The sequence below is a fragment of the Rheinheimera sp. genome (genome assembly GCF_037442345.1).
Lineage (GTDB): Bacteria > Pseudomonadota > Gammaproteobacteria > Enterobacterales > Alteromonadaceae > Pararheinheimera.
Genome location: NZ_JBBIQL010000001.1, coordinates 87,646 through 110,327, shown reverse-complemented (window position 1 = coordinate 110,327; position 22,682 = coordinate 87,646). Strand labels below are relative to the sequence as shown.

At 55.5% G+C, this 22,682-nt stretch carries 26 protein-coding genes; 12 read left to right on the top strand and 14 right to left on the bottom strand.

The window, feature by feature from the left end; genetic code table 11:
- Positions 1-107: 107 nt before the first annotated feature.
- Together WKJ04_RS00530 and WKJ04_RS00525 are read left to right on the top strand one after the other, a co-directional pair.
- Positions 108-665 carry a hypothetical protein gene (locus WKJ04_RS00530; protein WP_337878631.1) on the top strand — a complete coding sequence of 186 codons (558 nt, stop codon included), beginning with the start codon at positions 108-110 and terminating at the stop codon, positions 663-665.
- On the top strand, positions 662-1,135 hold the full coding sequence (locus WKJ04_RS00525; RefSeq protein WP_337878630.1) for a histidine phosphatase family protein: 474 nt from the start codon (positions 662-664) through the stop codon (positions 1,133-1,135). Before WKJ04_RS00530 ends, WKJ04_RS00525 begins: the two co-directional genes overlap by 4 nt.
- On the opposite strand, the gene WKJ04_RS00520 is transcribed toward WKJ04_RS00525, so the two are convergent.
- The gene (locus WKJ04_RS00520; protein WP_337878629.1) at positions 1,093-1,740 is read right to left on the bottom strand and encodes an ACP phosphodiesterase; all 648 of its coding nucleotides are present in this window, start codon (positions 1,738-1,740) and stop codon (positions 1,093-1,095) included. The genes WKJ04_RS00525 and WKJ04_RS00520 overlap by 43 nt on opposite strands.
- Positions 1,741-1,878: 138 nt before the next feature.
- On the opposite strand from WKJ04_RS00520, the gene WKJ04_RS00515 reads away from it, so the two are divergent.
- The gene (locus tag WKJ04_RS00515; protein ID WP_337878628.1) at positions 1,879-2,487 is read left to right on the top strand and encodes a DUF2799 domain-containing protein; all 609 of its coding nucleotides are present in this window, start codon (positions 1,879-1,881) and stop codon (positions 2,485-2,487) included.
- On the top strand, positions 2,484-2,885 hold the full coding sequence (locus WKJ04_RS00510; protein ID WP_337878627.1) for a hypothetical protein: 402 nt from the start codon (positions 2,484-2,486) through the stop codon (positions 2,883-2,885). The genes WKJ04_RS00515 and WKJ04_RS00510 overlap by 4 nt, the downstream gene beginning before the upstream one ends.
- Here WKJ04_RS00510 and WKJ04_RS00505 read toward each other — a convergent pair.
- Entirely contained in the window at positions 2,876-3,763 is an 888-nt protein-coding gene (locus WKJ04_RS00505) for an EamA family transporter (protein WP_337878626.1), read from the bottom strand. The two genes, WKJ04_RS00510 and WKJ04_RS00505, sit on opposite strands and share 10 nt — an antisense overlap.
- Positions 3,764-3,901: 138 nt before the next feature.
- Between WKJ04_RS00505 and WKJ04_RS00500 the strand changes: the two genes are divergently transcribed.
- Positions 3,902-4,735, top strand: a complete 834-nt coding sequence (locus tag WKJ04_RS00500) for an alpha/beta hydrolase-fold protein (RefSeq protein ID WP_337878625.1) — start codon at positions 3,902-3,904, stop codon at positions 4,733-4,735.
- A gap of 10 nt (positions 4,736-4,745) precedes the next feature.
- Here WKJ04_RS00500 and WKJ04_RS00495 read toward each other — a convergent pair whose 3' ends face one another.
- A complete protein-coding gene (locus tag WKJ04_RS00495) occupies positions 4,746-5,438 on the bottom strand; it encodes a pirin family protein (protein WP_337878624.1) in 693 nt (230 codons plus the stop codon).
- Between the two features lie 46 nt (positions 5,439-5,484).
- The gene (locus WKJ04_RS00490) at positions 5,485-5,934 is read right to left on the bottom strand and encodes a DoxX family protein (RefSeq protein ID WP_337878623.1); all 450 of its coding nucleotides are present in this window, start codon (positions 5,932-5,934) and stop codon (positions 5,485-5,487) included.
- A 157-nt stretch (positions 5,935-6,091) separates the two neighbouring features.
- On the opposite strand from WKJ04_RS00490, the gene WKJ04_RS00485 reads away from it, so the two are divergent.
- The 3 genes from WKJ04_RS00485 (at position 6,092) to WKJ04_RS00475 (ending at position 9,164) form a co-directional block, all read left to right on the top strand.
- Positions 6,092-7,012 carry a LysR family transcriptional regulator gene (locus WKJ04_RS00485; RefSeq protein WP_337878622.1) on the top strand — a complete coding sequence of 307 codons (921 nt, stop codon included), beginning with the start codon at positions 6,092-6,094 and terminating at the stop codon, positions 7,010-7,012.
- A gap of 90 nt (positions 7,013-7,102) precedes the next feature.
- Positions 7,103-8,581, top strand: a complete 1,479-nt coding sequence (locus WKJ04_RS00480; RefSeq protein ID WP_337878621.1) for a sodium:solute symporter family protein — start codon at positions 7,103-7,105, stop codon at positions 8,579-8,581.
- Between the two features lie 19 nt (positions 8,582-8,600).
- The gene (locus WKJ04_RS00475; RefSeq protein ID WP_337878620.1) at positions 8,601-9,164 is read left to right on the top strand and encodes an HAD-IA family hydrolase; all 564 of its coding nucleotides are present in this window, start codon (positions 8,601-8,603) and stop codon (positions 9,162-9,164) included.
- Positions 9,165-9,171: 7 nt separating this feature from the next.
- On the opposite strand, the gene WKJ04_RS00470 is transcribed toward WKJ04_RS00475, so the two are convergent.
- The 6 genes from WKJ04_RS00470 to WKJ04_RS00445 form a co-directional block, all read right to left on the bottom strand.
- The gene (locus WKJ04_RS00470) at positions 9,172-9,966 is read right to left on the bottom strand and encodes an ion transporter (protein WP_337878619.1); all 795 of its coding nucleotides are present in this window, start codon (positions 9,964-9,966) and stop codon (positions 9,172-9,174) included.
- Between the two features lie 118 nt (positions 9,967-10,084).
- On the bottom strand, positions 10,085-10,207 hold the full coding sequence (locus WKJ04_RS00465) for a hypothetical protein (RefSeq protein WP_337878618.1): 123 nt from the start codon (positions 10,205-10,207) through the stop codon (positions 10,085-10,087).
- 32 nt (positions 10,208-10,239) lie between these two features.
- On the bottom strand, positions 10,240-10,449 hold the full coding sequence (locus WKJ04_RS00460; protein WP_337878617.1) for a hypothetical protein: 210 nt from the start codon (positions 10,447-10,449) through the stop codon (positions 10,240-10,242).
- Positions 10,449-13,532 carry an error-prone DNA polymerase gene (locus tag WKJ04_RS00455; RefSeq protein WP_337878734.1) on the bottom strand — a complete coding sequence of 1,028 codons (3,084 nt, stop codon included), beginning with the start codon at positions 13,530-13,532 and terminating at the stop codon, positions 10,449-10,451. Before WKJ04_RS00455 ends, WKJ04_RS00460 begins: the two co-directional genes overlap by 1 nt.
- Positions 13,532-15,007: a DNA polymerase Y family protein gene (locus tag WKJ04_RS00450; protein ID WP_337878616.1), complete on the bottom strand. Its 1,476-nt coding sequence runs from the start codon at positions 15,005-15,007 to the stop codon at positions 13,532-13,534. Before WKJ04_RS00450 ends, WKJ04_RS00455 begins: the two co-directional genes overlap by 1 nt.
- A 2-nt stretch (positions 15,008-15,009) precedes the next feature.
- The gene (locus WKJ04_RS00445) at positions 15,010-15,720 is read right to left on the bottom strand and encodes a recombinase RecA (protein ID WP_337878615.1); all 711 of its coding nucleotides are present in this window, start codon (positions 15,718-15,720) and stop codon (positions 15,010-15,012) included.
- Positions 15,721-15,819: 99 nt separating this feature from the next.
- Between WKJ04_RS00445 and WKJ04_RS00440 the strand changes: the two genes are divergently transcribed.
- Both WKJ04_RS00440 and WKJ04_RS00435 read left to right on the top strand, forming a co-directional pair.
- Positions 15,820-17,022 carry an MFS transporter gene (locus WKJ04_RS00440; protein ID WP_337878614.1) on the top strand — a complete coding sequence of 401 codons (1,203 nt, stop codon included), beginning with the start codon at positions 15,820-15,822 and terminating at the stop codon, positions 17,020-17,022.
- Between the two features lie 30 nt (positions 17,023-17,052).
- Positions 17,053-17,934, top strand: coding sequence for a DMT family transporter (locus WKJ04_RS00435; protein ID WP_337878613.1), 882 nt, complete (start codon positions 17,053-17,055; stop codon positions 17,932-17,934).
- Here WKJ04_RS00435 and WKJ04_RS00430 read toward each other — a convergent pair.
- Positions 17,931-18,266: an MGMT family protein gene (locus WKJ04_RS00430; RefSeq protein WP_337840755.1), complete on the bottom strand. Its 336-nt coding sequence runs from the start codon at positions 18,264-18,266 to the stop codon at positions 17,931-17,933. The genes WKJ04_RS00435 and WKJ04_RS00430 overlap by 4 nt on opposite strands.
- A gap of 70 nt (positions 18,267-18,336) precedes the next feature.
- Between WKJ04_RS00430 and WKJ04_RS00425 the strand changes: the two genes are divergently transcribed.
- Positions 18,337-18,510 carry an oxidoreductase-like domain-containing protein gene (locus WKJ04_RS00425; RefSeq protein ID WP_337878612.1) on the top strand — a complete coding sequence of 58 codons (174 nt, stop codon included), beginning with the start codon at positions 18,337-18,339 and terminating at the stop codon, positions 18,508-18,510.
- Here the strand turns inward: WKJ04_RS00425 and WKJ04_RS00420 are convergent.
- Together WKJ04_RS00420 and WKJ04_RS00415 are read right to left on the bottom strand one after the other, a co-directional pair.
- Complete coding sequence (locus WKJ04_RS00420) at positions 18,489-19,340, bottom strand: DUF417 family protein (protein WP_337878611.1); 852 nt, start codon at positions 19,338-19,340, stop codon at positions 18,489-18,491. The two genes, WKJ04_RS00425 and WKJ04_RS00420, sit on opposite strands and share 22 nt — an antisense overlap.
- Positions 19,341-19,410: 70 nt before the next feature.
- Positions 19,411-19,821: a YccF domain-containing protein gene (locus tag WKJ04_RS00415; RefSeq protein WP_337878610.1), complete on the bottom strand. Its 411-nt coding sequence runs from the start codon at positions 19,819-19,821 to the stop codon at positions 19,411-19,413.
- Between the two features lie 261 nt (positions 19,822-20,082).
- On the opposite strand from WKJ04_RS00415, the gene WKJ04_RS00410 reads away from it, so the two are divergent.
- Positions 20,083-21,675, top strand: coding sequence for a peptide MFS transporter (locus WKJ04_RS00410; RefSeq protein ID WP_337878609.1), 1,593 nt, complete (start codon positions 20,083-20,085; stop codon positions 21,673-21,675).
- 44 nt (positions 21,676-21,719) lie between these two features.
- Here the strand turns inward: WKJ04_RS00410 and WKJ04_RS00405 are convergent, their stop codons facing one another.
- A complete protein-coding gene (locus tag WKJ04_RS00405) occupies positions 21,720-22,655 on the bottom strand; it encodes a hypothetical protein (protein ID WP_337878608.1) in 936 nt (311 codons plus the stop codon).
- Positions 22,656-22,682: the final 27 nt, after the last annotated feature.

The window sequence follows — 22,682 nt, the reverse complement described above, 5'->3', positions numbered from 1 at the left end:
GGCAAAAGTGCGGCGATTATAACAAGATTTTTCCGCCCTTGGGTATGGCGCTGCGGTTGGGGGTTTTGTACTCTGGCGCAGAGTCAATAACAGGCGGAACTGCTTGAATGAAAATTTTATTGCGATGCCTGGTGCTGTTTGGACTGTGCGGAACTGTGCAGGCTGAACCCCATCCGCATGCCAGCCATGGCGTACACGGCATGGTGCTGCTGCGGGCCGGCGAACAACTGATAGCTTCCCATTTGCCCTTGCTTACCGGTAAACATGCCCATCAGATTGTGCTTCAGGTTGAGCTGGTGTTGCCTGTTGCGGCCAAAAACGCACTGGCAGCCCGGCAGTTGATCACACTGGAGCCTGAACCTTTTGCGTTGGCTGATTTGCAGCAAGGCCAGTTAAGCCGGTTTAATGCCAAGCTGGTGCTGGGCCATTTTGAGCGGGGTGGCACCGCCTTGGGTCAGGTCGAGGTCAAGGTCAACCAGCTGTTGCTGGATAAAGCCGTGGGCCTGCAGTCGGAGCCTGTGTTGTATCGGGTTCCGCTGCAGCAAGGCGAGCTGCTGGTGAACGCCATTTTGGGGCCAGGCGACAGTGATCAGATTTGGTATTGGCACCAGGGCAAAACGCACTCCCTGTATCTGGAAAGCGCCGACTTTGTGGTGCAGCCATGAAGCTGCTGTTGATCCGCCACGCCACGGCTGACGATCGCAGCCTGGGTTTAGCAGACCACAGTCGTCAGCTAACCGACAAAGGCCGCCAGCAAAGCCGGCGGCTGGCTGCTTTTCTGGCCGGAGCCGGGCTGCATGCCGATTTGTTGTTGTGCAGCACGCTGTGCCGGGCGAAACAAACAGCACAGATACTGCACCAGCATTTAAGCTGGCCGCAGCCACAGGCAGTGGACTGGCTGGATATTGACACACAAGCATTTGTGCAACAGCAGGCCATTGCCCGTTATACAGAGCAAGAAGGTCTTGAACTTCTGGTCTGTGTCGGCCACGAGCCGGATATTTCCGCCTTGATGGCCTGTTACCTGGGCACCGAAGCCAGCTGTTTTCAGATCAAAAAAGCCAGTGCCAGCCTGCTGGATCTGACTGGTCGTCAGGCCTGCCTGCTCTGGTCTTTGCCTGTGGCGCTGATGTAACGCGCTTTGGCCTGGGCAGGGCTCTGCTCGATGGCGGCCTGTTCAACGAATTGCTGTAGTTGCGGTATAAAGCGCAGAAACAGCGGTTCTATGTGTGGCTGCAACTGCGGTAGCTCGTCGGCAATGGCGGCATAAAGCCCGGTACGTTGTCCACGCAACGCAAGGGCCCGCACAGCCTGCTGAATACCCTGCACAGAGGCATAACTGCCAAACCAGTCTTGTTGCACAACGTTTTGCATCACCGCAGCCATGCCGGTGGGCATCTGAGGCAATTCCAGCTGCAACTGAAGGTAAAGCTGCGTTTTATAGGGTAAAAATGGCTGTTGGTTCCATTCTGCCCAGTGACGGATCAACAAATGATCAAAAAATAAATCCAAAGCCACCGGGGCGAAACGGCGCATTGACGGACTAAAGAGTTGCCGGGCCTGCTGCACGTCAATGGCCTGATCGGTAAACCAGTCCACAGCCCTGTGATTGTATAAGCCAGCCAACACGGCAGGGTGCTGCTGTGTTAAATCCACGCCGCGACAAAAGTCGCCCAATAAATTGCCGACTCTGGAATTGGTGTTGTGTTGGGCCAGCCATAAATGCGCCAGATAATTCATTGTTCAGCCGTCAGCCGCCAAAAGGCCATTGTGCGCGAAGTGGCTCTGGCTTGGAATATGCGGCTTGGAATATGCGGCTTGGAATCTGCAAAGCAATTCAGGTAGATTAAAACCAGAAGGCAGAAATGAGGATAGTGCATGAAACAGCTGCTACTGATGGTGTCGCTGCTGAGTCTGGGAGCTTGCAGCAGTATCAGTCAACAGGAATGTCAGTTGGGTGACTGGTTTGCTATAGGCAAAACGGATGCGCAGCAAGGTATTGCTGCCAGCCAGTTCCGTTCTTATCAGAAGGAATGCGCCAGACATGGCCACAACTCGGATTTTCAGGCCTATCAGCAGGGGCATGCCGAAGGGGCTATTGAGTTTTGTCAGTACGATCAGGGCGTGTTGTGGGGGCAGCAGGGTAAAAGCTACAACAGCATCTGCAGTGGTGCGCTCGAAGCTGAGTTTAAACTGGGCTACCAGCGCGGCCGCAGCTGGTACAGCGCCAAAGTTGCGCTGGAAAACCTGCAACAGGTGTTTGCGCAAAATACCGAGACTATTGCGGAGCTGGAGCAGCGGATTGATGCCAACACCGATGCTTTAAGTGCAGCTCAGAGTGCACAGCAAAAACAACAACTCAGTACTGAGAATAAGTCGCTGCGTCAGCAGCTGGGGGAGTTGCAGCGTTCGCAGGGGCAGTTGCAGCGGGATTTGCAGCAGGCAGAGCTGAATTTCAGCTTGCTGCAAAAGCAGGAGGGTTTATGACAGGGGGGCTGGTCAAACTGCTGGGCTTGTTGCTGCTCGTGCCTGGGGCGGCGCTGGCGGCCCCGCGGGATTTGGTCTGGAACGTGGAGAAAACCCTGACTGCGGGTGCTGAGCTGGTGATCCCTTATGACGCCAAATGGCCAGCACAACAGGCTGATATTGTCGCTTTTGGTGCCACTGGCAATGTGCCTGCCGGAGTGAACTGCAAGCTGGAAATTATGCTGCAGCAGGATCTGCTGCTGAGTTTACCCTGTACCACCTTGTATAAATTACCCAAACCCGTGCGGCTGGTGCCAGCGATGCGGGTGCAACTGCGGCTGTACAATGCCACCTTTCCAAGCCCCGGTGTTACAGTGCAGCTGAGAAACCGGTTGATACTGGATGTGCCTCAGGCCTGAGGTACTGCTCTGTCATTGGGCTGTACGGGTTTAGTACCCGCAGTCTGGGCAATGCCCGCAAGAATAATCAGGCTGACGCCCATACTCTGACGCAGGGACAAGGGTTCTGCAAAAAACCACCAGGCACAAAGCACTACCACCACAGGTTCGGTATAAGCCAGGGTGCCGTACACCCGGGCTGGCAAATGGCTCAGCGCCTGTACCGCACACCACAGTGCTAAAGCACCGGGAAACAGACCTGCCGCAATCAGCCAGGGCCATTGTGCTGCACTCGGCGCATCTTGCTGCAGCATAAAAGGCAAAGCACAACAGGCACCGACCAGCAGTTGATAAAAGGTGCTGTTCAGGCGGTGTTCTGATACAGGCACTTTTTTATTCACTAATAAAAAAGCACAGTAAGTCAGCAATGAACCCAGTGCATACCACAGCCCAGCGGAATACAGGCCGGATTGGTCTGCACTGAGATCCTGCAACAGCACAAAACCGAAAAAGGCCAGCAGGATCATCGCCAGTGAAAAAGGGGTCAGCCGCTCCTTAAACCAGAAATGTGCGATCAGCGCAGCACAGGCGGGTGCCAGGTACACCAGCATGATGGCGACTGTTAAAGACAAGGTCTGAATGGCCTGCAAAAAACACAAAATAAAGCTGGCCAGCAGCACTCCGTTGAGGACCACTGTCCAGTGCGGAGCCTGCCGCATTAACGGAGTCTGACGGCTAAACAGCAAAAATAATCCAATCGCAACAGCGCCAAAGGCCAGCCGGTAGAACGTCAGGCTGGCGGCGTCAACCTGACTGAGCCGGGCAATAGGGCCTATGCTGGCCATCAGTGCGGCAGAGCCAATAGCCAGTGCAGGGTAGTACATTTGGGAAAGCCACATAGGAAGTCACAGGAAAAAAGCGTAATGTACAAAGCAGAGTGGTTAATTTCAATCTGCTGTATGGCGGTGATGATGGAATTTGTCAGAAAAATCAAGACTGCATGGTGCTTGGTAAAGCGGAGGAATAAAAGAGTGGCAATGAAATTTGGGTGGTTGGCAGTGGTGGTCGTTGCGGCTTTGACAGGGCAGGTTCAGGCCACTGGCTCCACAGCAGCGGCCAATGTCACAGTGCTGGAACAGCGTTTTGAGATGCCAGGGCTGGAACGTAGCCGCACTGTGCGTTTGTATTTACCTGCGGATTATCAGGCATCCACTGAACATTACCCTGTGCTTTATATGCACGACGCACAGAATCTGTTTGATGCGCGCACCTCTTATGCCGGCGAATGGCAGGTGGATGAACAGCTGAACTTGCTGGCGCAACAGGGCCTGAAACTGATTGTGGTGGGCATTGACAATGGGGGGGAATTTCGCAATCAGGAGTTATTGCCATTTTCCGGCCCGCCAATAGGCGAAGCGCAGGGTGACCAGTACCTGCAGTTTATTGTCACAGTGGTGAAGCCTTATATAGACCAGCAGTACCGGACTAAAGCCGATGCAGCGCATACCGGCATCATGGGCAGCTCGATGGGCGGGCTGATCAGCCACTATGCCTTACTGAACTACCCGGACGTTTTTGGTCTGTATGGGCTGTTTTCCCCGGCCTATTGGACTGTGGGCCCACAAATTCAGCGCTTTTCCAACCAGTTACCCGCGCCGGGACAACGGTTGTATTTTTATATGGGCTTGCAGGAAGGTGGCAGCATGGTGCCGGATATTGAGCAGGTGGTGCGGCAGTTAGCCCGCAAAGGCATGACGGCGCAGCAGGCTCAGTATCGATTGGTGGAAGGGGCGGATCATAATGAAGCCGCTTGGGCGGCTGAATTCAGCCGCGCCGTGCTTTGGTTGTATCAGGGCAAGGTGCTGCCCTGATACGGCTTCGTTAAGGCAGGTCAAACCATAAAGCTTCCACCGGACCTTGCAGGGCCTCTGCGTTCAGTTGGGTTAACTGCGCCAGTTTCATGCCGTCACCCGGCTGAAGCCGCTGTTCACCTAACTGCAGCGAACCACTGATCAGGTGCAGGTAATAGCGGCGAGCAGCCTGCACTGGTAACGCCAGTTGCTGGCCTTGCTCCAGCAGCAACTGGTGCAAATACGCATCCTGTTTCATCTGCAAACTGCCGTCGCGGCCGTCAGGCGAAATAATCAGGTTCAGCCCATTGTGACGTTCAAAGGCCTTTTGCTGATAACCAGGTGTGCCGCCAAACTGATTCGGTTGGATCCAGATCTGCAGAAATTTAAGGTTATTGCTGTCACTGGCGTTAAATTCGCTGTGATAAATACCTTTGCCTGCACTCATCAGCTGGAACTCACCGGCCGGCAGGGTTTTGATATTGCCGGCCGAGTCTTTATGGGCAATTTCACCCTGCAGCACGTAGCTGATAATTTCCATGTCCTGATGACCATGGGTATCAAACCCAGCGGCCGGGGCCACTTCGTCATCGTTAATCACCCGCAGGGCAGAAAAGCCCATTTGGGTCGGGTCGTAGTAGCGGCCAAAAGAAAAACTGTGTTTGCTGTTCAGCCAGCCGAAGTTAGCCGTGCCGCGCTGATGGGCAGCTCTGAGTTCGAACATGATGAAGTCTCCTGCGGCCCTTGAGGGCCGCTGTCGGTCGATAGAATTACTGGTTTAACTTGCGGGCAATCAGGCTGTCGATGGAGGCTTTGCCGGCACCGCTGAACAACAGCGAGACAGAGGCGGCCAGTAAGGCCAGGCCAAATTCGTAACCGTTATTGCTCATAAACAAGCCGTTCTGAATATGCACCGCAAAAATGGCCACCAGCATGGCAACACTCAGCGCTGCAGCGGCAGGGCGGGTCAGCAGGCCTAAAATCAGCGCCAGACCACCAAAAAACTCAGCGGCACCAGCCAGAAAGGCCATCAGTACACCTGGGCTTAAACCTATGCTGTCCATCCAGCCGCCTGTGCCTTCCAGGCCGTACCCACCAAACCAGCCGAACAATTTTTGTGCACCGTGAGCGGCGAAGATCACCCCAACCGGTACCCGTAACGCCAGAGCGCCAAAACCTGCATTGCTGGAAAAAATTTGCTGTAAAGTTGCTTTATTCATTTTCACTCACCTTCAATTAGTTGACCTTTGGTTGGTTCCAAACGCCGTTAATTACTGCCTGTCGTGCTTGGATGTATGTACTTTAGTTGGCTTTACCCTGCACGAAAAGCGGAATAAAATCACTTGGGTGTTCAAAAAATTTGAATAAGGAAAGTTGATGGCCAATCACCCCATTCTGACGCTGGACGCTTTGCGGGCTGTGGACGCGATAGCGCGCAAAGGCAGCTTTGCCGCAGCAGCTGAGCATTTATACAAAGTACCTTCGGCATTGAGTTACACCATCGCCAAGCTGGAAGCTGATTTAGAAGTGCAGCTGTTTGACCGCAGCAAACAGAAAGCCCAGCTGACACCCGCAGGGCAGCTGCTGCTGGAGCAGGGCAGGGAATTGTTGCAGGCCGCCAGTCGTTTGCAGGATGCGATTAAGCAGGTGGATACCGGTTGGGAGACTCAGCTGGTGCTGGCCAAAGACAGCATAGTGCCTTATGAACCGGTGCTGGCGCTGGTGCAGCAGTTTATGCAGCTCGGTAAAATGACCGAAGTCCGTATTCGCGAAGAAGTATTGGGCGGCAGCTGGGAAGCACTGGAAACCGGGCAGGCGCAGTTGGCTGTAGGGGTGTCGGCGGAAATGCCTAAAGGCCGTTATGAGCTGGTCCCTATTGGGGAGGCCGAATTTGTGTTTGCCTTGTCGCCTTTGCATGAGCTGGCGGAACTGAACCGGCAGATTACGCTGGAGGATGTGGCGCAGCAAACGGCCATTGTAGTGGCCGATTCGGCGCTGGATGCCCCCAAACGCAGTTCGGGTTTGTTTACCACCCGCCGGGTGCTGCGGGTGGACAGTATGCAGGCCAAAATTGCGGCTCAGGTGCAGGGGCTTGGCGTGGGCTTTTTACCCAAACACCTGATCCAGGCCCAACTGGCCAGAGGGGAGTTGATTGCTAAAAACACCAGCATTCCGCGTGACAATGCGCCTTTGTATCTGGCCTGGCAAAAGCAGAGTCAGGGCAAGGCATTGCAGTGGTTTTGTCAGCAATTCAGTCAGTACCCCTGGCCGTCGGTTTGGGTGACCGGCAGCGATTGAAAAAAACTCAGCCTTGCCTGCATAAATCCGCTGTATTTGTGCATAAGTGTTCGCTAGAGTAGCGCAAAAAAACTAGGAATAAGGCCTGTTATGTTATTGAGTCTGGTGATTGCGTACTGGGTATTTTCAGTGGCTTTGGGGTTGTGGGCTGCGCTTCGGGTGAAAAACACCAAAGACTTTGCTGTCGCCGGACGTCATTTGCCGTTTTATATGGTGACGGCCACAGTCTTTGCCACCTGGTTTGGCAGTGAGGCTGTGCTGGGTATTCCTGCCACTTTTATTGATGGCAATCTGGGGTCGATAGTGGCAGACCCCTTTGGCGCTGCCCTTTGTCTGATTTTTGTCGGTATCTTTTTTGCGGCCCCTTTGTACCGGATGAAACTGCTGACCATAGGCGATTTCTACAAAAGGCGTTATGGCCGGCCGGTGGAAGTGATGACCACCCTGGCCATTGTGATGTCTTACCTCGGCTGGGTCGGTGCGCAGCTGATGGCGCTTGGGCTGGTGTTTCATGTGGTGTCTGATGGTGCCATCAGCCAGACCGCCGGCATGTGGATTGGTTTTGGCAGCATCCTGATTTACACCCTGTTTGGTGGTATGTGGGCCGTCGCTATCACTGATCTGGTGCAGATGGTGGTGATTGTGTTGGGCCTGATGTACATAGGCGGCGAAGTGTCCGACATGGTCGGTGGTGTGGCTGTGGTGGTGGACCATGCCGCCGCGGCCGGTAAGCTGGGTTTCTGGCCTGAAGCCGATTTAAAAGAAGTGCTGGCCTTTATTGCGGCGGCCATCACGCTGATGCTGGGCTCTATTCCGCAGCAGGACGTGTTTCAGCGTGTGCAGTCGGCCAAATCGGAAAAAATTGCCGTCTGGGGCTCCATTACCGGTGGTGTGCTGTATTTGCTGTTTGCCATGATCCCGCTGTTTATCGGTTATGCCGCCACACTGATTGCCCCGGATATGGTCAAACAAATGATGGCATCCGATACGCAGCTGATCCTGCCAAGCCTGGTGATGCAGCATATGCCGCTGCTTGCCCAGGTGGTGTTTTTCGGTGCCTTGCTGTCGGCCATTAAAGGCTGTGCGTCGGCCACCCTGCTGGCGCCTTCGGTGTCTTTTGCTGAAAACATTTTAAAGCCGATGCTGCCGAAAATGACCGACAAACAACTGCTGCGCCTGATGCAGCTGGTCACTCTGGTGTTTGGGTTCTGCACCCTGGCCTATGCGCTGAATAGTGAATCGACCATTTTTGGTATGGTGGAAAATGCTTATCAGGTAACCCTGGTGGCCGCCTTTATTCCGCTGGCTTTTGGCGTGTACTGGCGTAAAGCCACCAATCAGGGCGCTTTGTTGTCCATTGCCTTTGGTGTGATAACCTGGCAGGCCATTATCTGGCTGGGGGGCGAAGACCCGCTGGTGCCGGCGCATCTGGCGGGGTTAATCGCCAGTTTGGTCGGCATGTTGCTGGGCTCTTTAATGCCGCAGTATCTGATGCATGACCATCAGGTGCACGACAGGCTGCACCGCGGCGAAATGGCACATTTGAGCGAGGAGCAGTCCCATTCCTGAGCCGAAAATAGCCGCCCTGGTGTTCGACCTGGATGGCACCCTGGTCGATTCCAGGCTGGATTTTGTGCTGTTGTGCCAGCGTCTTGGCTGGCCCAAAGGCACCCCTATCCTGGAACAGCTGCATAGCCTGGAGTGTCCGCAACAACAGCAGCAGGCTCAGCGTATTATCGAAGACTTTGAGCTGGCAGGGGCGAAACAAGCCGGCTGGATGCCAGGTGCACAGCAGCTGTTAGAGCAACTGGCCCAGCGGCAGTTTCCCCGCGCTATTCTGACCCGCAATATGCGCAGTGCCACCACCCTTTGTTGTCAGCAGTTGCAGATCCCGATTGAGTTGGTGGTCACCCGTGACGATGCGCCGGCCAAACCTCAGCCAGATGGTTTATGGCAAATTGCTGATGCCTTGCAACTGCCGGTATCTGAACTGCTGTATGTCGGCGATTATCTGTTTGATTTGCAAACTGCCGCCAATGCCGGTGCCCGCAGCTGTTTATTCCGGTACGGTGACAATGGGCGTTTTGCCGGGCAGGCCGACTATGTGGTCGATGATCTGCTGCAATTGCTTGAGCTGCTTCCCGCCCGCTAAGGCTGGCTTAACGGGGAGGCAGATCGGTTCGTTTGGGTAAACTGTGCTGGCGCTGTTTGGCTTCCTGCAAGGCATCACTGAAGGCCGACGCCAGAATGCCGGTAGGAATGGCAATAATACAAATACCGGCGATAGCGGTAAAACCAGCCAACACCCGGCCCAGCACGGTGACAGGGTACACGTCGCCATAACCTACAGTGGTCAGGGTGGCGACTGCCCACCAGGCTGCCCTTGGGATGGAGCCAAAAGCTTCGGGTTGCAGCTGGCCTTCGACCAGATACAGCAGGGTAGAGGAGATCAGCAGAATAAGTAATGCAAAGATGGCGCTGATCAACAGCTCATAAGCCCGGCTGCGAATGGCCTGGGCAATGCAGTCCAGTGCCGTGGAAAAACGCCCGAGCCGGGCCAGCCGTAAAATGCGGATCAGCAGTAACAGCCTGAGCAGCACACCTCCATGGCCAAAATACACGGAAAATGCCACCACAATGGCCAGCAGATCGGCGAGCGCAAAAAATGACAACAGATAACGCCAGCGCTGGGCGTAGGCGTCATTCTCAACGCAGGTCCAGGCTCTGGCCAGGTATTCCAGTAAAAAGATCGAAGCCAGCGCCAGTTCAGTCAGCCGGAACCAGCGCTCATGGCCCTGCCGGATACTGGGTTCGGTTTGCAGTATGGCCAGCACAATACCAAACAGGATCACCCAGGCGATCAGCAGGTTGATCAGCGATAAGCCCTGGTGGGGGTACAGCTGGGGGTCCAGTTGTTGCGCCAGACGGTGGCGTAACGATGGCGGGTGTGACATCCAATAAACTCCGCTGGCAGTTGGGGTTGGCTGCCGGGTCAGTGATACCTCAGAGGTACGACGCAGTCCCCAGCATAACCAATAGTGCGGCTGAATTACAGGCCTGTCAGCACCTGGCTCAGCGTGCCGAGGCCTCGGCCTGCAGCACCTGTTGCCTTTCCTGTTCGTTCAGCAGGCCGCTGAAGGGGGTGACCCGGCGCAGTTTACGCAGATAACGGCGGTCTTCAGTGATCCCCCGCACAAACTGCTCCGGCTGAATTCTGCATCTTGAAGTTACTTGGGTATATAGGCTCCATAGCTTATTTGCCCTTGTTCCAGCCGCTCGGCCAGCTTGTGCTGCACCTGAGGCAGCAGTTCGGGCTGGCGCAATAGCTTTTCGGCTATGGCCTGGTGTAACACCAAAATCTGCCGGTCGATGTTTTCATCTTTAATGCCGGCTTTTTTCACCCGGTAAGGCTTGGTTGGTTTGGTGCGGCGGCTCATTAATGAAACTCCCTGGAGTAACTGCGGATAGGCCCAAGCAAAGCGGTCAGGTCGGTCAGTTTGCCGGCGATCAGATGAATGACTTCGCCTTGTTTTTCCAGTATACCCTGCACTTTCAGCAATTTGGCTTTCAGATACGGCTGGCGCTGTGCCGAAGCTGTGGCCGACCAGACCAGCAGATTTATATTGCCAGTGCCATCTTCCAGCGTGATAAAAGTAACACCACTGGCGGTGCCCGGCATTTGGCGGGAGCTGACCAGCCCAATCACTGTCACCAGGCTTTTATGCGGCAAGCCGCCAAGCTCAGAGGCCAGAGTAAAGGGCCCCAGCAGCTGTTGCTGACGCAGCAGTAACACCGGGTGCTGGCGCAGTGTCAGGCCTGTGCTTTGGTAATCTTCCAGTACGTCCTGTAACGGTTCAGCCAGAGGCAGTTCGGTTTGGGTCTGGTAAGGCAGGTTGTGCAGCAGCGGCAGGCGGTTTTCGTTATCCAGCAATTGCCAGCGGCTGGCAAAGCGACTGCCGCTGAGCTGCTGCAATGCATTGGCACTGGCCAACGCGGCCAGGTCGCTGCTGCTCAGTATGCAGGCCTGCACTTCGGCCAGGCTGCGAAAACCGGCCACCGGGCGTTGTTGCGCCAGCTGCAGTGCCGCCTGCCGGCTCAGGCCTTTGACCAGCCGCAGCCCCAGCCGGATCGCCCATTTGCTGCCCTGTTGCACCATCTGATGATCCCAAAGCGAGTGATTGATGCAGACCGGCAGAACCACAAGCCCATGCCGCCTGGCATCCTGCACCAACTGGCTGGGCGCATAAAAGCCCATCGGCTGACTGTTCAGCAGGGCAGTGTAAAAAGCAGCCGGGTAATAATGCTTCAGCCAGGCCGATGCATAAGCCAGCACGGCAAAGCTGGCGGAGTGGGATTCGGGAAAACCGTATTCGCCAAAACCACAAATTTGCTGGTAAATCCGTTCGGCAAACTCCAGCGGATAACCGCGTTTTTGCATGCCGTCGATCAGTTTGTGTTTAAACTGCAGCAGCTCACCGGTTTTTTTCCAGCTGGCCATAGCGCGGCGCAATTGGTCGGCTTCGCCGCCGGTAAAACCGGCCGCCACCATGGCAATTTTAATCACCTGCTCCTGAAAAATCGGCACCCCTAAAGTACGGCTCAGCACCCCTTCAACCGCAGGGGAAGGGTAGTCCACGGCTTCTTCACCATGGCGGCGTTTTAAATAGGGATGCACCATATCGCCCTGAATGGGACCGGGCCGCACTATGGCAATCTGGATCACCAGATCATAAAAACAGCGCGGCCGCAAACGCGGCAGCATGGACATCTGGGCGCGTGATTCAATCTGAAAGACGCCGACTGTGTCGGCTGCCTGAATTTGCTGATACACAGCCGGGTCGTCACCCTGGCGGGTAATGGCGGCCAGCGACAAGTCCTGCTGCTGGTGCTGGCGTACTAAATCAAAGGCTTTGCGAATGGCTGTTAACATGCCAAGCGCCAGCACGTCGACCTTCAGCAGTTTCATACTTTCCAGATCGTCTTTATCCCACTGGATCACAGTGCGTTCTGCCATGGCGGCATTTTCCACCGGCACCAGGTCGTACAAAGGCCCGGCGGTAATAACAAAACCGCCGACATGCTGGGATAAATGCCGGGGGGTGCCAATCAGCTGCCTGGTTAAATCGACCAACAGCACGGCAAGGCGGGAGCCCGGGTCCAGCCCCAGCTGCGCCAGCTGGGTTGTCCAGGGCTGATGTTTGTCTCGCCGGTGCAGGTTTTTCAGAAAAAACTCCACCTGCGCCTCCATCAGCCCCAGTGCTTTGGCGACATCCCGAAAGGCGCTTTTAAAGCGGTAACAAATCACAGTGGCGGCCAAAGCCGCCCGTTCCCGGCCGTATTTACGGTAAATGTACTGGATCACTTCTTCGCGGCGTTCGTGCTCAAAATCCACGTCGATGTCGGGTGGTTCGTCGCGCTCTTTGGAGAGAAAACGTTCAAACAAGACCTGAATTTGGGTGGGGTCGACACTGGTAATGCCCAGGCAATAACAGACCACTGAATTGGCCGCCGAGCCCCGGCCCTGAAACAGGATATGCTGCTCGCGGGCAAAACGCACCAGATCGTAAATGGTCAGAAAATAATAAGGGTACTTCAGTTCTGCAATCAGTTGCAGTTCTTTGTCGATCAGCGCCTGCACGTCCGCCGGCACCCCGTCCGGGAAACGCCAGGCCGCCCCTTGCTCTACCAACTGGCGTAAATAGGTGTCAGGCTTCAGCCCCTCAGGCACCAGCTCACTGGGGTACTGGTAACGGATGCTGCTTAAATCAAAGGTGCAGCGCTGTGCCAGCAGTGCACTTTGCTGCAGAAGCTCAGCCGGAAACAACTGCGCCAGCCGGTGCAGCGGGCGCATGCTGCGTTCGGCATTGACCTGCAGCTGGCGTTCGCTCTGGCTCAGGCTCTGGTGCAGCCGGATGGCGTTCAGCACCTGTTGCAGCGGCAAACGGCTGCTCTGATGCATCAGCACAGTGCCGACGGCGCAGCAGGGCAGTTCAGATTGCTTTGCCAGCTGCTGGCAATAAGGTAAAAAAAACTGATCGGCCGCGGTTAACTGCCGGCTGGCACCCAGCCAGACACGCCCCGGGTGGTACTGCCGCAGCAGCTGGGCCCAGTGCAGATCCTGCTCTGTTTCCCCACAAGGCAACCACAACAACAAACAATGCTGCAACCGCTGAAAATCCCATAAGGTCAGCTGGTACTGGCCTTTTTCACTGCGCCGCCGGGCCGCCGTGATCAGACGGCACAATTCGCTGTAGGCGGCCTTGTCCGGGCACAAAAGCACCAGACGCAGGCCGTCTGGCCATTGCATCAGGCTGCCGGTAATCAGCTTTAGCCGGTAGTGTTTCTGCGTAATGCGGTGGTAAGCCCGGACTATACCGGCCACTGAACACTCATCGGTGATCGCCAGCGCCTGATAGCCCAAAGCCGCCGCCTGATCAACCAGCTCGGCCGGGCTGGACGCTGCCTGCAAAAAAGAAAAATGGCTCTGACAGCAGAGTTCGGCATAAGGCAACTGCTCCATCAACAGAACCAGCCTTGTTGATACCAGCAGCTGGGCTGGCGTAAATCCTGGTACCACCAGGCCCACTGGCCGCTCGCCAGCTGCGCCACGTAATAATCCCGGTGCACACTTTGGGCCTGCCACCAGCTGCAGCTGAGCCGCTCCGGCCCTATCAGTTGCCTGGCAGGGTGATGCACCTGCTGCGCTGTGCTGTGCAATAAACGCGGACGCCAGCTGCTGGGCGTGCTGCTGGCGGCTGGCACTGGCTTGAGCAGCTGGCTGGATTGGTACTGTGGTGACGGCTGTTGCACCTGGCTTAACTGGTTGGCTTGCTCCGGCACTAAATGGTTGGCCAGCACCGGCTGTTGCACCGCCTGCTCGCCGAGCCGGGCGCGCAGCAACGACAGCAGTGCGGCCGGGCTGTAACGGGCCTGGTGCCGGTCAAACAACGTGTTTTGGTCGGCATAGCGTGGGCCGGCCTGCTGCAGGGCTAAATCCAGCTGAATAACCGGGGCTTTCAGTTGCACCTTTTCCAGTTTCAGGGCCAGCAACTGTTGCCAGGCGAGCGCCTGTTGTTCGCCTGCGGCTGAATTTAACAGCAGGGGTTGTTGCTGTTTTTCCCGGTCGGTCAGGCTTAGTTGCAGCTGGTAAGCCAGCGCGTCGCGTTCGGTCAGAAACTGTTGCAACTGGCGTAATAAGCGGTGGGCGGGCGCCAGCAATAAAGCACTGTCTGACACTTCATACCAAAGCTCCAGCCTGGCTGAAAACTCATCCGGCCGCTGCAAAGGCTGCAGTGGCAAGGGCTGTTCCCCCTGCAGTTGCTGCAGGTAATGCAACAAGGCCGGGCCAAAACGCCGGCTCAGTTCAGCCCTGGGTAAATCCAGCAATTGACCTAAGTGTTTCAGACCCAGCCGCTGCAGCGGTTCGGCCTGTTGCTCCGGCAGCTCTGCGGCCGCCAGTGGCAGCTGGCGTAAGGCTGCCCAGCTGTATTCCGGTTGGGCTGAACATTGGTTATAACCCTGGCGAGCCAATAAACGGGCCGCCAGCGCACTGCCCGCTGTGGCAAAACCACATTGCCGGGCAAAGGAGGGCAGGGTCTGCTGCATTTGCTGCCACCAGGGGGTAAACCCCTGATACAGTGCCAGCATAGGACCAGGCCTGAGCCAGAGCCCCCGCGGCGGATCGGGCGCTAGGTCAGCACAATGCTGATAGAGCTGCAAAGCCAGCTGTTGCAGCAACTCTGTTTCGGCTAAGGCGTCATAGGGTTGCAGTTGCAGCTGGTGGCACAAAGCGGCGGCACTGGCCAGGCCTGTGCCAGGTTGTAAACCGGCCTGACGCGCCAGTGAATTAAGCTGCAGCAACTGATGCTGATCATCCACCAAAGCACAGGGCAAAGCCGGGTCCAGCAGCTGTTGGGCACCGGGATGCCGGGGCTGCTGCAACCGGAAGTCCAGCAGCAGGTTGGGAAAGTGCAGGTAACACCAGAGTTCAGCCATGATCAGCTGGCCACAGGAAATGAGTCCGGCTGCAGCTGCTGTTGTGAAGAGCGATACGCCGGAAAAAATTGTGGGAAGAGTTCAGCCCAACTTAACCTGAAAGGATCCGGACGGGCAAACCCCTTACGCCTGAGCATCTGCAGCTGCAAAGCATCGGCATCAGCCTGCAGTTGCAGGCTTAAATCCCAGGGCAGCGCCAAAGGCGATTGCCCCTGCTGTGGCACCTGCACGACCAGCAGCAGGCTCTGGCCCTGCTGTGCCGCCAGCTGCAGACGTTTATGCTGACGTAATTCCAGTTGCTGCTGCCACAGCAACACGGCGTGACAGCTGCCGCTGTGCAGGCATTGTTCGGCGGCCCAGAGCGCGTCGGCGCTTTTGCCCGCCTGCAGCTGCCACAGTTGCGACAGCGGCTGACTTTGCCAGGCTTCGGCACCCAGCTGAGCTGGCGGGTTAATGCAGACCAGCAGACGGGCGCCTGGCGCCAGCAAGCGGCCAAGCAGCTGCAATTCACCCACCCCAGTAGCACTATGCATTAACACAGTGCCTTGTTGCGGCCAGCCGCCGCCTAACCATAAATCCAGCGCCGGCCAGCCAGATGCACACAACTGCGCAAAAGGAGCCTGAGTCTGGCCCCCCTGCCAGAGCCATTGTTTATTCTGTAACTGCTGCAATAAAGGGTGCATAATAGGGTAAAAATAGCTGTATATAAACACAGTATAAAAGATCCAAATCAGATCGCAAGCCGGATCTGCACAGCCGTCAGTCTGTTGCAAAATTGTGGTACAGTGCGCGCCCTTATTGCCGGAGGTGGTATGAATTCGTCGTTGCGCTCTGCGCCCCAGCTGGGCTTGATCCTGGCGTTGATCTTATTGGCGCTGACCTTAAGGCCGTCGATGGCGGCCATTGGCCCTGTGTTGCCTTTTATTCAGCAGGAGCTGCCTTTTAGCTTTAGTCTGGCGTCTTTGCTGACCATGTTGCCGGTGCTGGCGATGGGGCTGGGTATTTTATCTGCCCATTTTTTTGCACAAAAACTGGGGCCTTACCGGCTGATCTTCTGGGCGGCGGCCGCTATTGGTCTGGCAACGCTGGCCCGGTTCTGGACTTACAGCGTCTGGGATCTGATTCTGACCGCTGTGCTGTCGGGCCTTGGCATTGCGATGGTGCAGGCGGTGCTGCCTGCAGTGATCAAACAACGTTTTGCCAGCCATGCCGCTTTGGTGATGGGCTGGTATATTTCGGCCATTATTGCCGGCGCCGCGCTGGCGGCCTCCGTCAGTGCTTATCTGGCGGAAGTGTTGCAAAGCTGGCGTCTGGCGCTGGGAAGCTGGGGGCTGTTGTCTGTACTGGCGCTGCTGGCCTGGTACTTACTCAAGCCCTCGCTGAGTCAACTGGCTGCTCCCACTGCAGGGCAAAACCCGCTGGGCTACCGGAAGTTCCGCCGCGGCTGGACTCTGGCCTGGTTTTTTGGTCTGGTCACCTGTGCTTTTACCTGTGTGCTGGCCTGGTTGCCGGCTTATTATGTGGAGTTGGGCTGGTCTGAACCTGAAGCCGGGTTGTTATTGGGCTTTATGATCAGCATGGAAGTGCTGTCCGGTATTGTCAGCCCTATGCTGGCGAGCCGGCTTTATGACCGCCGCCCCGTGCTTGTGGTACTGGCGCTGCTGATGCTGGCCGGTTTTGCCGGTCTGCTGCTCTGGCCGGCGGCCGGTTGGCTTTGGGCTGGTTTATTGGGGCTGGGTATTGGCGGTTTGTTTCCCTTGTCGCTGATTGTGGCGATGGACCATCGCACCGAGGCCCAACAAGCGGCCAGCCTGACCGCTTTTGTGCAGGCGGTGGGGTATACGCTGGCGGCGTTTTCACCATTGTTTGCTGGCCTTATCCGCGACCTGACCCAGAGTTTTCACCTGAGCTGGCTGCTGCTGGCGTTGGTCAGCCTGTTGGTGCTGGGCCTGTGCAGCCGTTTTAACCCGCGTTTTTATGCCGATTGTTTTGCCACTAAAAGCTCAGTAAATTAGCGACCTGTTGCATAAAGGCGAGGGAAGACTATGCAAGCCAATCTGATGTTATTACTGGCCGCTGCTATTTGGGGCCTGGGCTTTGTCGCTCAGCGCCTGGGCATGGATTACCTGGAGCCTTATGCTTTTAATGCACTGCGTTTTTTGATTGGTGCTTTGAGCCTGCTGCCACTGATTTATTGGTATAAAAACACCGGCCGCTTGGGTGCGTACGATAAAAAAGCCCTGCTGTGGGCCGCATTGCCAGTGGGGGCTGTACTCTTTATTGCAGCGTCGCTGCAGCAGGTCGGCTTGCTCTACACCAGTGCTGCCAATGCAGGTTTTATTACCGGCCTCTATATGGTGCTGGTGCCTGTGCTTGGTTTGTTATTGGGACAACGCACCAGTGCCAATACCTGGCTGGGGGCTGGGATTGCCATCAGTGGTTTGTACCTGTTAAGTGTCGGCGACAATTTTACGGTGAACCTGGGCGACTTGTTGCAGCTGATTGGCGCTTTATTCTGGGCAGCGCATTTGCTCTGTATTGACCATTACACCAAAAAAGTGCCGCCTATTTTGTTGGCTTGCCTGCAGTTTGTGGTCTGTGGCCTGCTGAGCGCCATTGTTGCGCTGAGTATCGAAACGCCCACCCCAGCTCAGGCGGTGGCGGCCTGGCAGCCCTTATTATTTTCAGGTGTGGTGTCTGTCGGCATTGCCTATACGCTGCAGGTACTGGCGCAAAAACATGCGCACCCGGCCCATGCCGCCATTATCCTCAGCCTGGAAACTGTGTTTGCGGCCATAGGCGGCGTGTTGTTATTGGGGGAAGAACTGGGTGGCCGGGCACTGCTGGGCTGTGGCCTGATGCTGCTGGGCATGCTGGCATCGCAGTTGCCGCTGCGCTGGTTGTTACGCTCCAAAGCTTTCCATTAGTACTGCAGCTTAAACAACAATTCAGCTAAATCGGGTTGCCACCAGAACTCTTTCGCCACCCGGCCGTTGCGGACAACAACCCCTTCGGCCAACAGCAGCTGTTGCTGCGTCAGTGCATGGGGTGTGCCTGCGGCAAAGGCCAGTTGGCCACCACTGCGCATCACTCTGTACCAGGGCAATTGCATGGTATCGGGGGCTTGCCCCAACACTTTCCCCACCAGTCGGGCCCGGCCAGGCAAGCCGGCTAAGTCGGCTATCTGACCATAACTGGCAATTTTTCCGGCTGGAATCTGTAAAACGGTTTGCCAAATGCGTTGCTGTTTTTCATTCATCGGAGTGGGTTTTCAAGTTTTGCTGGCGCTTATGCTACACTCTGCGCCGTTTTTGCCCAGAGGTTTTTGCATGAACCAGTACGTTCAGATTGGTGAGATTAAAGTCAAAGTGCCGGATGAAGAGCCGGTGCCACCGGACAGCAGCGACTGTTGTGGCAGTGGCAGCTGCTGCCCTTGTGTCTGGGACTATTACCGTGCCCAGCAACAGGCCTGGCAACAGGCTCAGGCCGGGCGGGCGGACTGATGCAGCTGCCAGCGCAGCAACACCAGCAGATTGGCCATAAACCACAAGTCTTTAATCAAAAACTGCCCGGAACCTGTCAGTACTGCAGGCCCGGAAAATGCGCCGGCAAAAGTGACTAAAAAACTCTGTGTGGTCAGAAAGACGGCCAGACACATCAGCCAGCCGGGCCAGAATAGCGGTTTGTATTTCAGGCCTATGCCCAATAAGCTCAGGGCCACCAGATCATAAACACCAATCAGGTTGGACGTGGTCTGCACGTCAAACAGCAGATACAACCAGTTGAGCAGCGGCGAACTTTGCACCAGATCTTCAATACCCTGCGCTTCAATAGCGGTAAATTTCATGCCGCCTATCCACAACAACACCAGTGCCACAGGGGCATAGTTCAGCCAGTGTTGCCACTGGTGGAAAGGGCGCAACCAGTAGCCGGCCAACGCCACTAAGGCGGCGTATTTGATAATACCCTGACCTGAACCAATAGCCGGAAAACCTCCCAGACTGTCGATCCAATGGATGGAACCGGCCAAAGAAACTAAAGGGGGCAGGGCCGTGATCAGCAGAAGCAGCGCCAGTACCCCAGAGTAGCCGGGCTTAAAAAAGGCCAGCCAGGGCAGCAGTGCCAACAGGCTGAACAGCAACAGCGTCAATGGACGCAGCAGTGCCAGATTGGCTTCGGTATTCAGCTGATAAAACCCCAGCACTTTACTCAGGGCTCCGTCCACACCGGCAGCACCGGACAACGCCAATAACCCAAAACTCAGGCTGACACAGGCGGTGATCAGCAAGGATAAACAGGGTTGGTTCGGCACCGAAAGGGAAATTTTAAACACAAGGTCTTCTCCGTATTACCACTAAAATGGCATGCGAAGAAGACCTGCGCCAGCGGTAAACACGTTCAGCCTAATACGCTTTATTGACCACAGTACGGCCAATCGGCATCAGCGTCAGGGTGGCCAGTTTTAAGTGGGCCAGGCCAAAAGGGATGCCGACAATACTGACAAAACAGGCCACGGCATGAACCAGGTGCCCCAGCGCCAGCCAGAAACCGGCAAACACCAGCCAGATCACATTGCCCACCAGGCCCAGCGGGCCAGTGCCAATATCAGCCACCCGGTTTAGCCGCTCCCGGTTGACATGCTCATTGCCAAAGGGCCAGAACGCCATTTCACCAATCACAAAACAGGCACGGCCAAAGGGGATAAACACAATACTGATAAAACACAGCAGGCCAACCAGCCACCAGGCCAGCCCCATCACAAAACCACCCATCACAAACCACAGCAGGTTAAAAATCAGTCGCAGCAGGCTCATAAAGTTCTCCTTTTTTTGTCTCTGTTAAAAAGGTATCAACTTTAATGCCATACTGTTAATTTTAATTAAATCAATGACTTGTCTTGTTATTGAGCCGGTGCGTAATGATGGTTTTTACTAATAGCTGGTGGTTTTGACCACTGGATCCGCAAAACAACAGGGTAAATTTATTTGCTGCGGGTCAGGGCATTGGGTTTAATACGGGACCTGGTCTGCACAGACAGACTTCAACATAACAAGATCAACACAAAGCGGAACTGTATGACAACCACACATCTGGCCGGGCAGCGTGAGCTGTTTGGGCACCCATTAGGGCTCTATATCTGTTTTTTCACCGAAATGTGGGAGCGTTTTGCCTTTTATGGCCTCAAAGCGCTGCTGTTTCTCTATCTGACCAAACACCATTTATTTTCCGATAACGACGGCTATATTCTGCTCGGTACTTACGCTGGTCTGGCCTATGCGTTGCCTGTGGTCGGGGGGCTGCTGGCTGACAAATACCTGGGGATGCGCAAAGCCGTGACTTTTGGTGGCGCTCTGATGGCCGTGGGTATGCTGGGCATGGCCTATCGGGGTTATGCTGCTACACCTGACATGGGGTTTGATCAGGTGGCCGTGCAGGTGATGTATTTATCACTGGCGCTGGTGGCGGTGGGCGTCGGCTTTTTAAAACCCAATATTTCGACCATAGTGGGCCGTTTATACGCAGAGGATGACCCGCGCCGTGATTCGGCTTTCACCATTTTTTATATGGGCATTAACCTGGGGGCTTTTATCTCCAGTTTGTTTGTGGGCTGGGTGGGCATTGAATACGGCTGGGAATATGGTTTTGGCTCAGCCGGTATTGGTTTATTGCTGGGGCTGGCGGTTTTTGTGCTGAACAGTCAGCATTTGCATGGTCAGGCCGAACCGGCCCAGCCGCATTTGCTGCAGGAAAAACGTTTTGGCCTGAAACGGGAATGGCTGATTTATCTGGGTGCTGTGGCCGGTGTGGTGCTGGTGCAACAAATTCTGCAAACCCGTTTTGATTTTGGCGCTTTGGCTGCTCTGTTGGGGCTGGCCGAAGGCACTGAAATTACCGCCACTGAAGTAGTGGCTATTGCGATGAGTATCGGTTTGTTGGTCTGGTGGTTTAAGTTTATTTTTGTGCAGTGCAACCGGGTGGAACGCGCCAATATGGTGGTGTTGATGGTGCTGATTGCGATCTCTGCGGTGTTCTGGGGCCTGTACGAACAAACCTATGGCACCTGGCTGGCGTTTTCCGACCGGGTGATGAACAGCTACACCTTTAATTTGGGCCTGGCCGAGTTTACGCCCAATGCGTCGCAGCTGACCGCAGTTGGTGCTTTGTTTATTTTCGCTTTGGCTATTCCTTTTGCCTGGCTCTGGCCTGTGCTGGACCGTAAAGGCTGGAACCCGTCTGCTTCAGCCAAGTTTGGTTTTGGTTTGTTGTTTGCAGGTTTAGCCCACTTTATTCTGCAGTATGCCGCGCTGAACCCGGAAGCGAACGGCCTGGCCTGGTTCTGGTGGTTTATTCTGGCTTATCTGGTACTGGAAATTGGTGAAATGGCGCTGTCTCCCATTGGTTTGTCTGCGGTGACCAGCTTATCGGTGCCACGGGTGGTCAGCCTGATGATGGGCGTCTGGTTCCTGGCCTCCGCCTTTGGTGAAATGCTGGCTGGCCGTTTTGGCACTCTGGCGTCGATGCCAGCCGGAACCAGCACAGAAGCGGCGCTGGGTATTTATGCCGATGTGTTTGCCACCTTAGGCTGGATAGGTGTGGCCTGTGGTGCACTGATGTTTGTACTCACCCCGGTACTGAACCGGCAGATTAAACTGGCCCAGGGCCATTAAGGAATTCCCCCCTTTAACGAAAAAGCCAGCGATGCTGGCTTTTTTTATGGCAATTCTGCGGTTTTCGGATTGGATTTGTTGTGACCAAAAGCCGGTGACTGGCAGAGCGCGACTTCATACCTGTAGCCCAGCTCAGCCTTTGGATCCGGGGTGATCCGCAGCACTTCAAAGTCATTGATATGCACCAGATGGGTGGGGGCTGTCAGCGCGCAACTGGATGCACTTAAGCTTTCTATCTGGTAATTGAACGTCGCCAGCGTTTTATTCAGCCACAACATGGTTGGTAAGAGCGGGCCTTCGTCGCCCAGCACATTGATTTCCTGCCTCTGAGCTATGGCTGTTTTTGCGCTCTGCTGGTCCGTGTTCATTTCCAGCACAGTGTTGTCGTCACTGAACAATTCTTCCGGTTTACCGCTGAAATAGCTGGCCAGCGCCATCAGCAAAAACATGCTGACCACCGGCAGGTAAAAAATGCGGGCACAGAGGGTCCAGCCAGGGTAAGGCTCGTCCGGCAAAATATGCCGGGCCCGCAAGCCAAAGGGGCGTAGCATCAGCAACAGCATGACTTTACTGACATGCAAAGTGGTATAGAGCTGCAGTACCAGCATACTGCCAATCAGGGCCCAGGCTGGGGCCAGCAATAAAGCGGCCAGGTTGACCGTATAAGGCACCACATCAGGCCGGATACCCAGCACAGAATTCACCATGGATTCGGCATAAGCAAAAGAGAAGTTCAGCACTATGGCATAAAACACCAGGATCAGTGCTTTGCCCAGCAGGCTATGCCACCAATGCGCAAAACGTTGCCACATTTCTATCGCGGTGGCGGCGAGCAACAACACGGCAAACAGCTGGAGCAGCAGGCTGGCTTTGGCCATGCTCAGCAGGTAGAGCAGCAGGCTCAGGGTCGCCAGTACATAGAAGCGCTGTGCCAGGTGCAACAGACGGAATTTTTCAACGAAATTGCTCAGATCAACCATGGTCACTCCTTGAACGACGCCTATTGT

Bases quoted from the DNA above. Each gene is read 5' to 3' on its own strand.
- WKJ04_RS00430 (WP_337840755.1), bottom strand. From the start codon at position 18,266: ATGAATGAAAAACAGCAACGCATTTGGCAAACCGTTTTACAGATTCCA.
- WKJ04_RS00515 (WP_337878628.1), top strand. From the start codon at position 1,879: ATGAAACAGCTGCTACTGATGGTGTCGCTGCTGAGTCTGGGAGCTTGC.
- WKJ04_RS00485 (WP_337878622.1), top strand. From the start codon at position 6,092: ATGGCCAATCACCCCATTCTGACGCTGGACGCTTTGCGGGCTGTGGAC.
- WKJ04_RS00415 (WP_337878610.1), bottom strand. From the start codon at position 19,821: ATGAGCCTGCTGCGACTGATTTTTAACCTGCTGTGGTTTGTGATGGGT.
- WKJ04_RS00480 (WP_337878621.1), top strand. From the start codon at position 7,103: ATGTTATTGAGTCTGGTGATTGCGTACTGGGTATTTTCAGTGGCTTTG.
- WKJ04_RS00520 (WP_337878629.1), bottom strand. From the start codon at position 1,740: ATGAATTATCTGGCGCATTTATGGCTGGCCCAACACAACACCAATTCC.
- WKJ04_RS00505 (WP_337878626.1), bottom strand. From the start codon at position 3,763: ATGTGGCTTTCCCAAATGTACTACCCTGCACTGGCTATTGGCTCTGCC.
- WKJ04_RS00450 (WP_337878616.1), bottom strand. From the start codon at position 15,007: ATGGCTGAACTCTGGTGTTACCTGCACTTTCCCAACCTGCTGCTGGAC.
- WKJ04_RS00410 (WP_337878609.1), top strand. From the start codon at position 20,083: ATGACAACCACACATCTGGCCGGGCAGCGTGAGCTGTTTGGGCACCCA.
- WKJ04_RS00490 (WP_337878623.1), bottom strand. From the start codon at position 5,934: ATGAATAAAGCAACTTTACAGCAAATTTTTTCCAGCAATGCAGGTTTT.
- WKJ04_RS00435 (WP_337878613.1), top strand. From the start codon at position 17,053: ATGCAAGCCAATCTGATGTTATTACTGGCCGCTGCTATTTGGGGCCTG.
- WKJ04_RS00425 (WP_337878612.1), top strand. From the start codon at position 18,337: ATGAACCAGTACGTTCAGATTGGTGAGATTAAAGTCAAAGTGCCGGAT.
- WKJ04_RS00510 (WP_337878627.1), top strand. From the start codon at position 2,484: ATGACAGGGGGGCTGGTCAAACTGCTGGGCTTGTTGCTGCTCGTGCCT.
- WKJ04_RS00460 (WP_337878617.1), bottom strand. From the start codon at position 10,449: ATGAGCCGCCGCACCAAACCAACCAAGCCTTACCGGGTGAAAAAAGCC.
- WKJ04_RS00455 (WP_337878734.1), bottom strand. From the start codon at position 13,532: ATGGAGCAGTTGCCTTATGCCGAACTCTGCTGTCAGAGCCATTTTTCT.
- WKJ04_RS00405 (WP_337878608.1), bottom strand. From the start codon at position 22,655: ATGGTTGATCTGAGCAATTTCGTTGAAAAATTCCGTCTGTTGCACCTG.
- WKJ04_RS00500 (WP_337878625.1), top strand. From the start codon at position 3,902: ATGAAATTTGGGTGGTTGGCAGTGGTGGTCGTTGCGGCTTTGACAGGG.
- WKJ04_RS00470 (WP_337878619.1), bottom strand. From the start codon at position 9,966: ATGTCACACCCGCCATCGTTACGCCACCGTCTGGCGCAACAACTGGAC.
- WKJ04_RS00440 (WP_337878614.1), top strand. From the start codon at position 15,820: ATGAATTCGTCGTTGCGCTCTGCGCCCCAGCTGGGCTTGATCCTGGCG.
- WKJ04_RS00530 (WP_337878631.1), top strand. From the start codon at position 108: ATGAAAATTTTATTGCGATGCCTGGTGCTGTTTGGACTGTGCGGAACT.
- WKJ04_RS00495 (WP_337878624.1), bottom strand. From the start codon at position 5,438: ATGTTCGAACTCAGAGCTGCCCATCAGCGCGGCACGGCTAACTTCGGC.
- WKJ04_RS00525 (WP_337878630.1), top strand. From the start codon at position 662: ATGAAGCTGCTGTTGATCCGCCACGCCACGGCTGACGATCGCAGCCTG.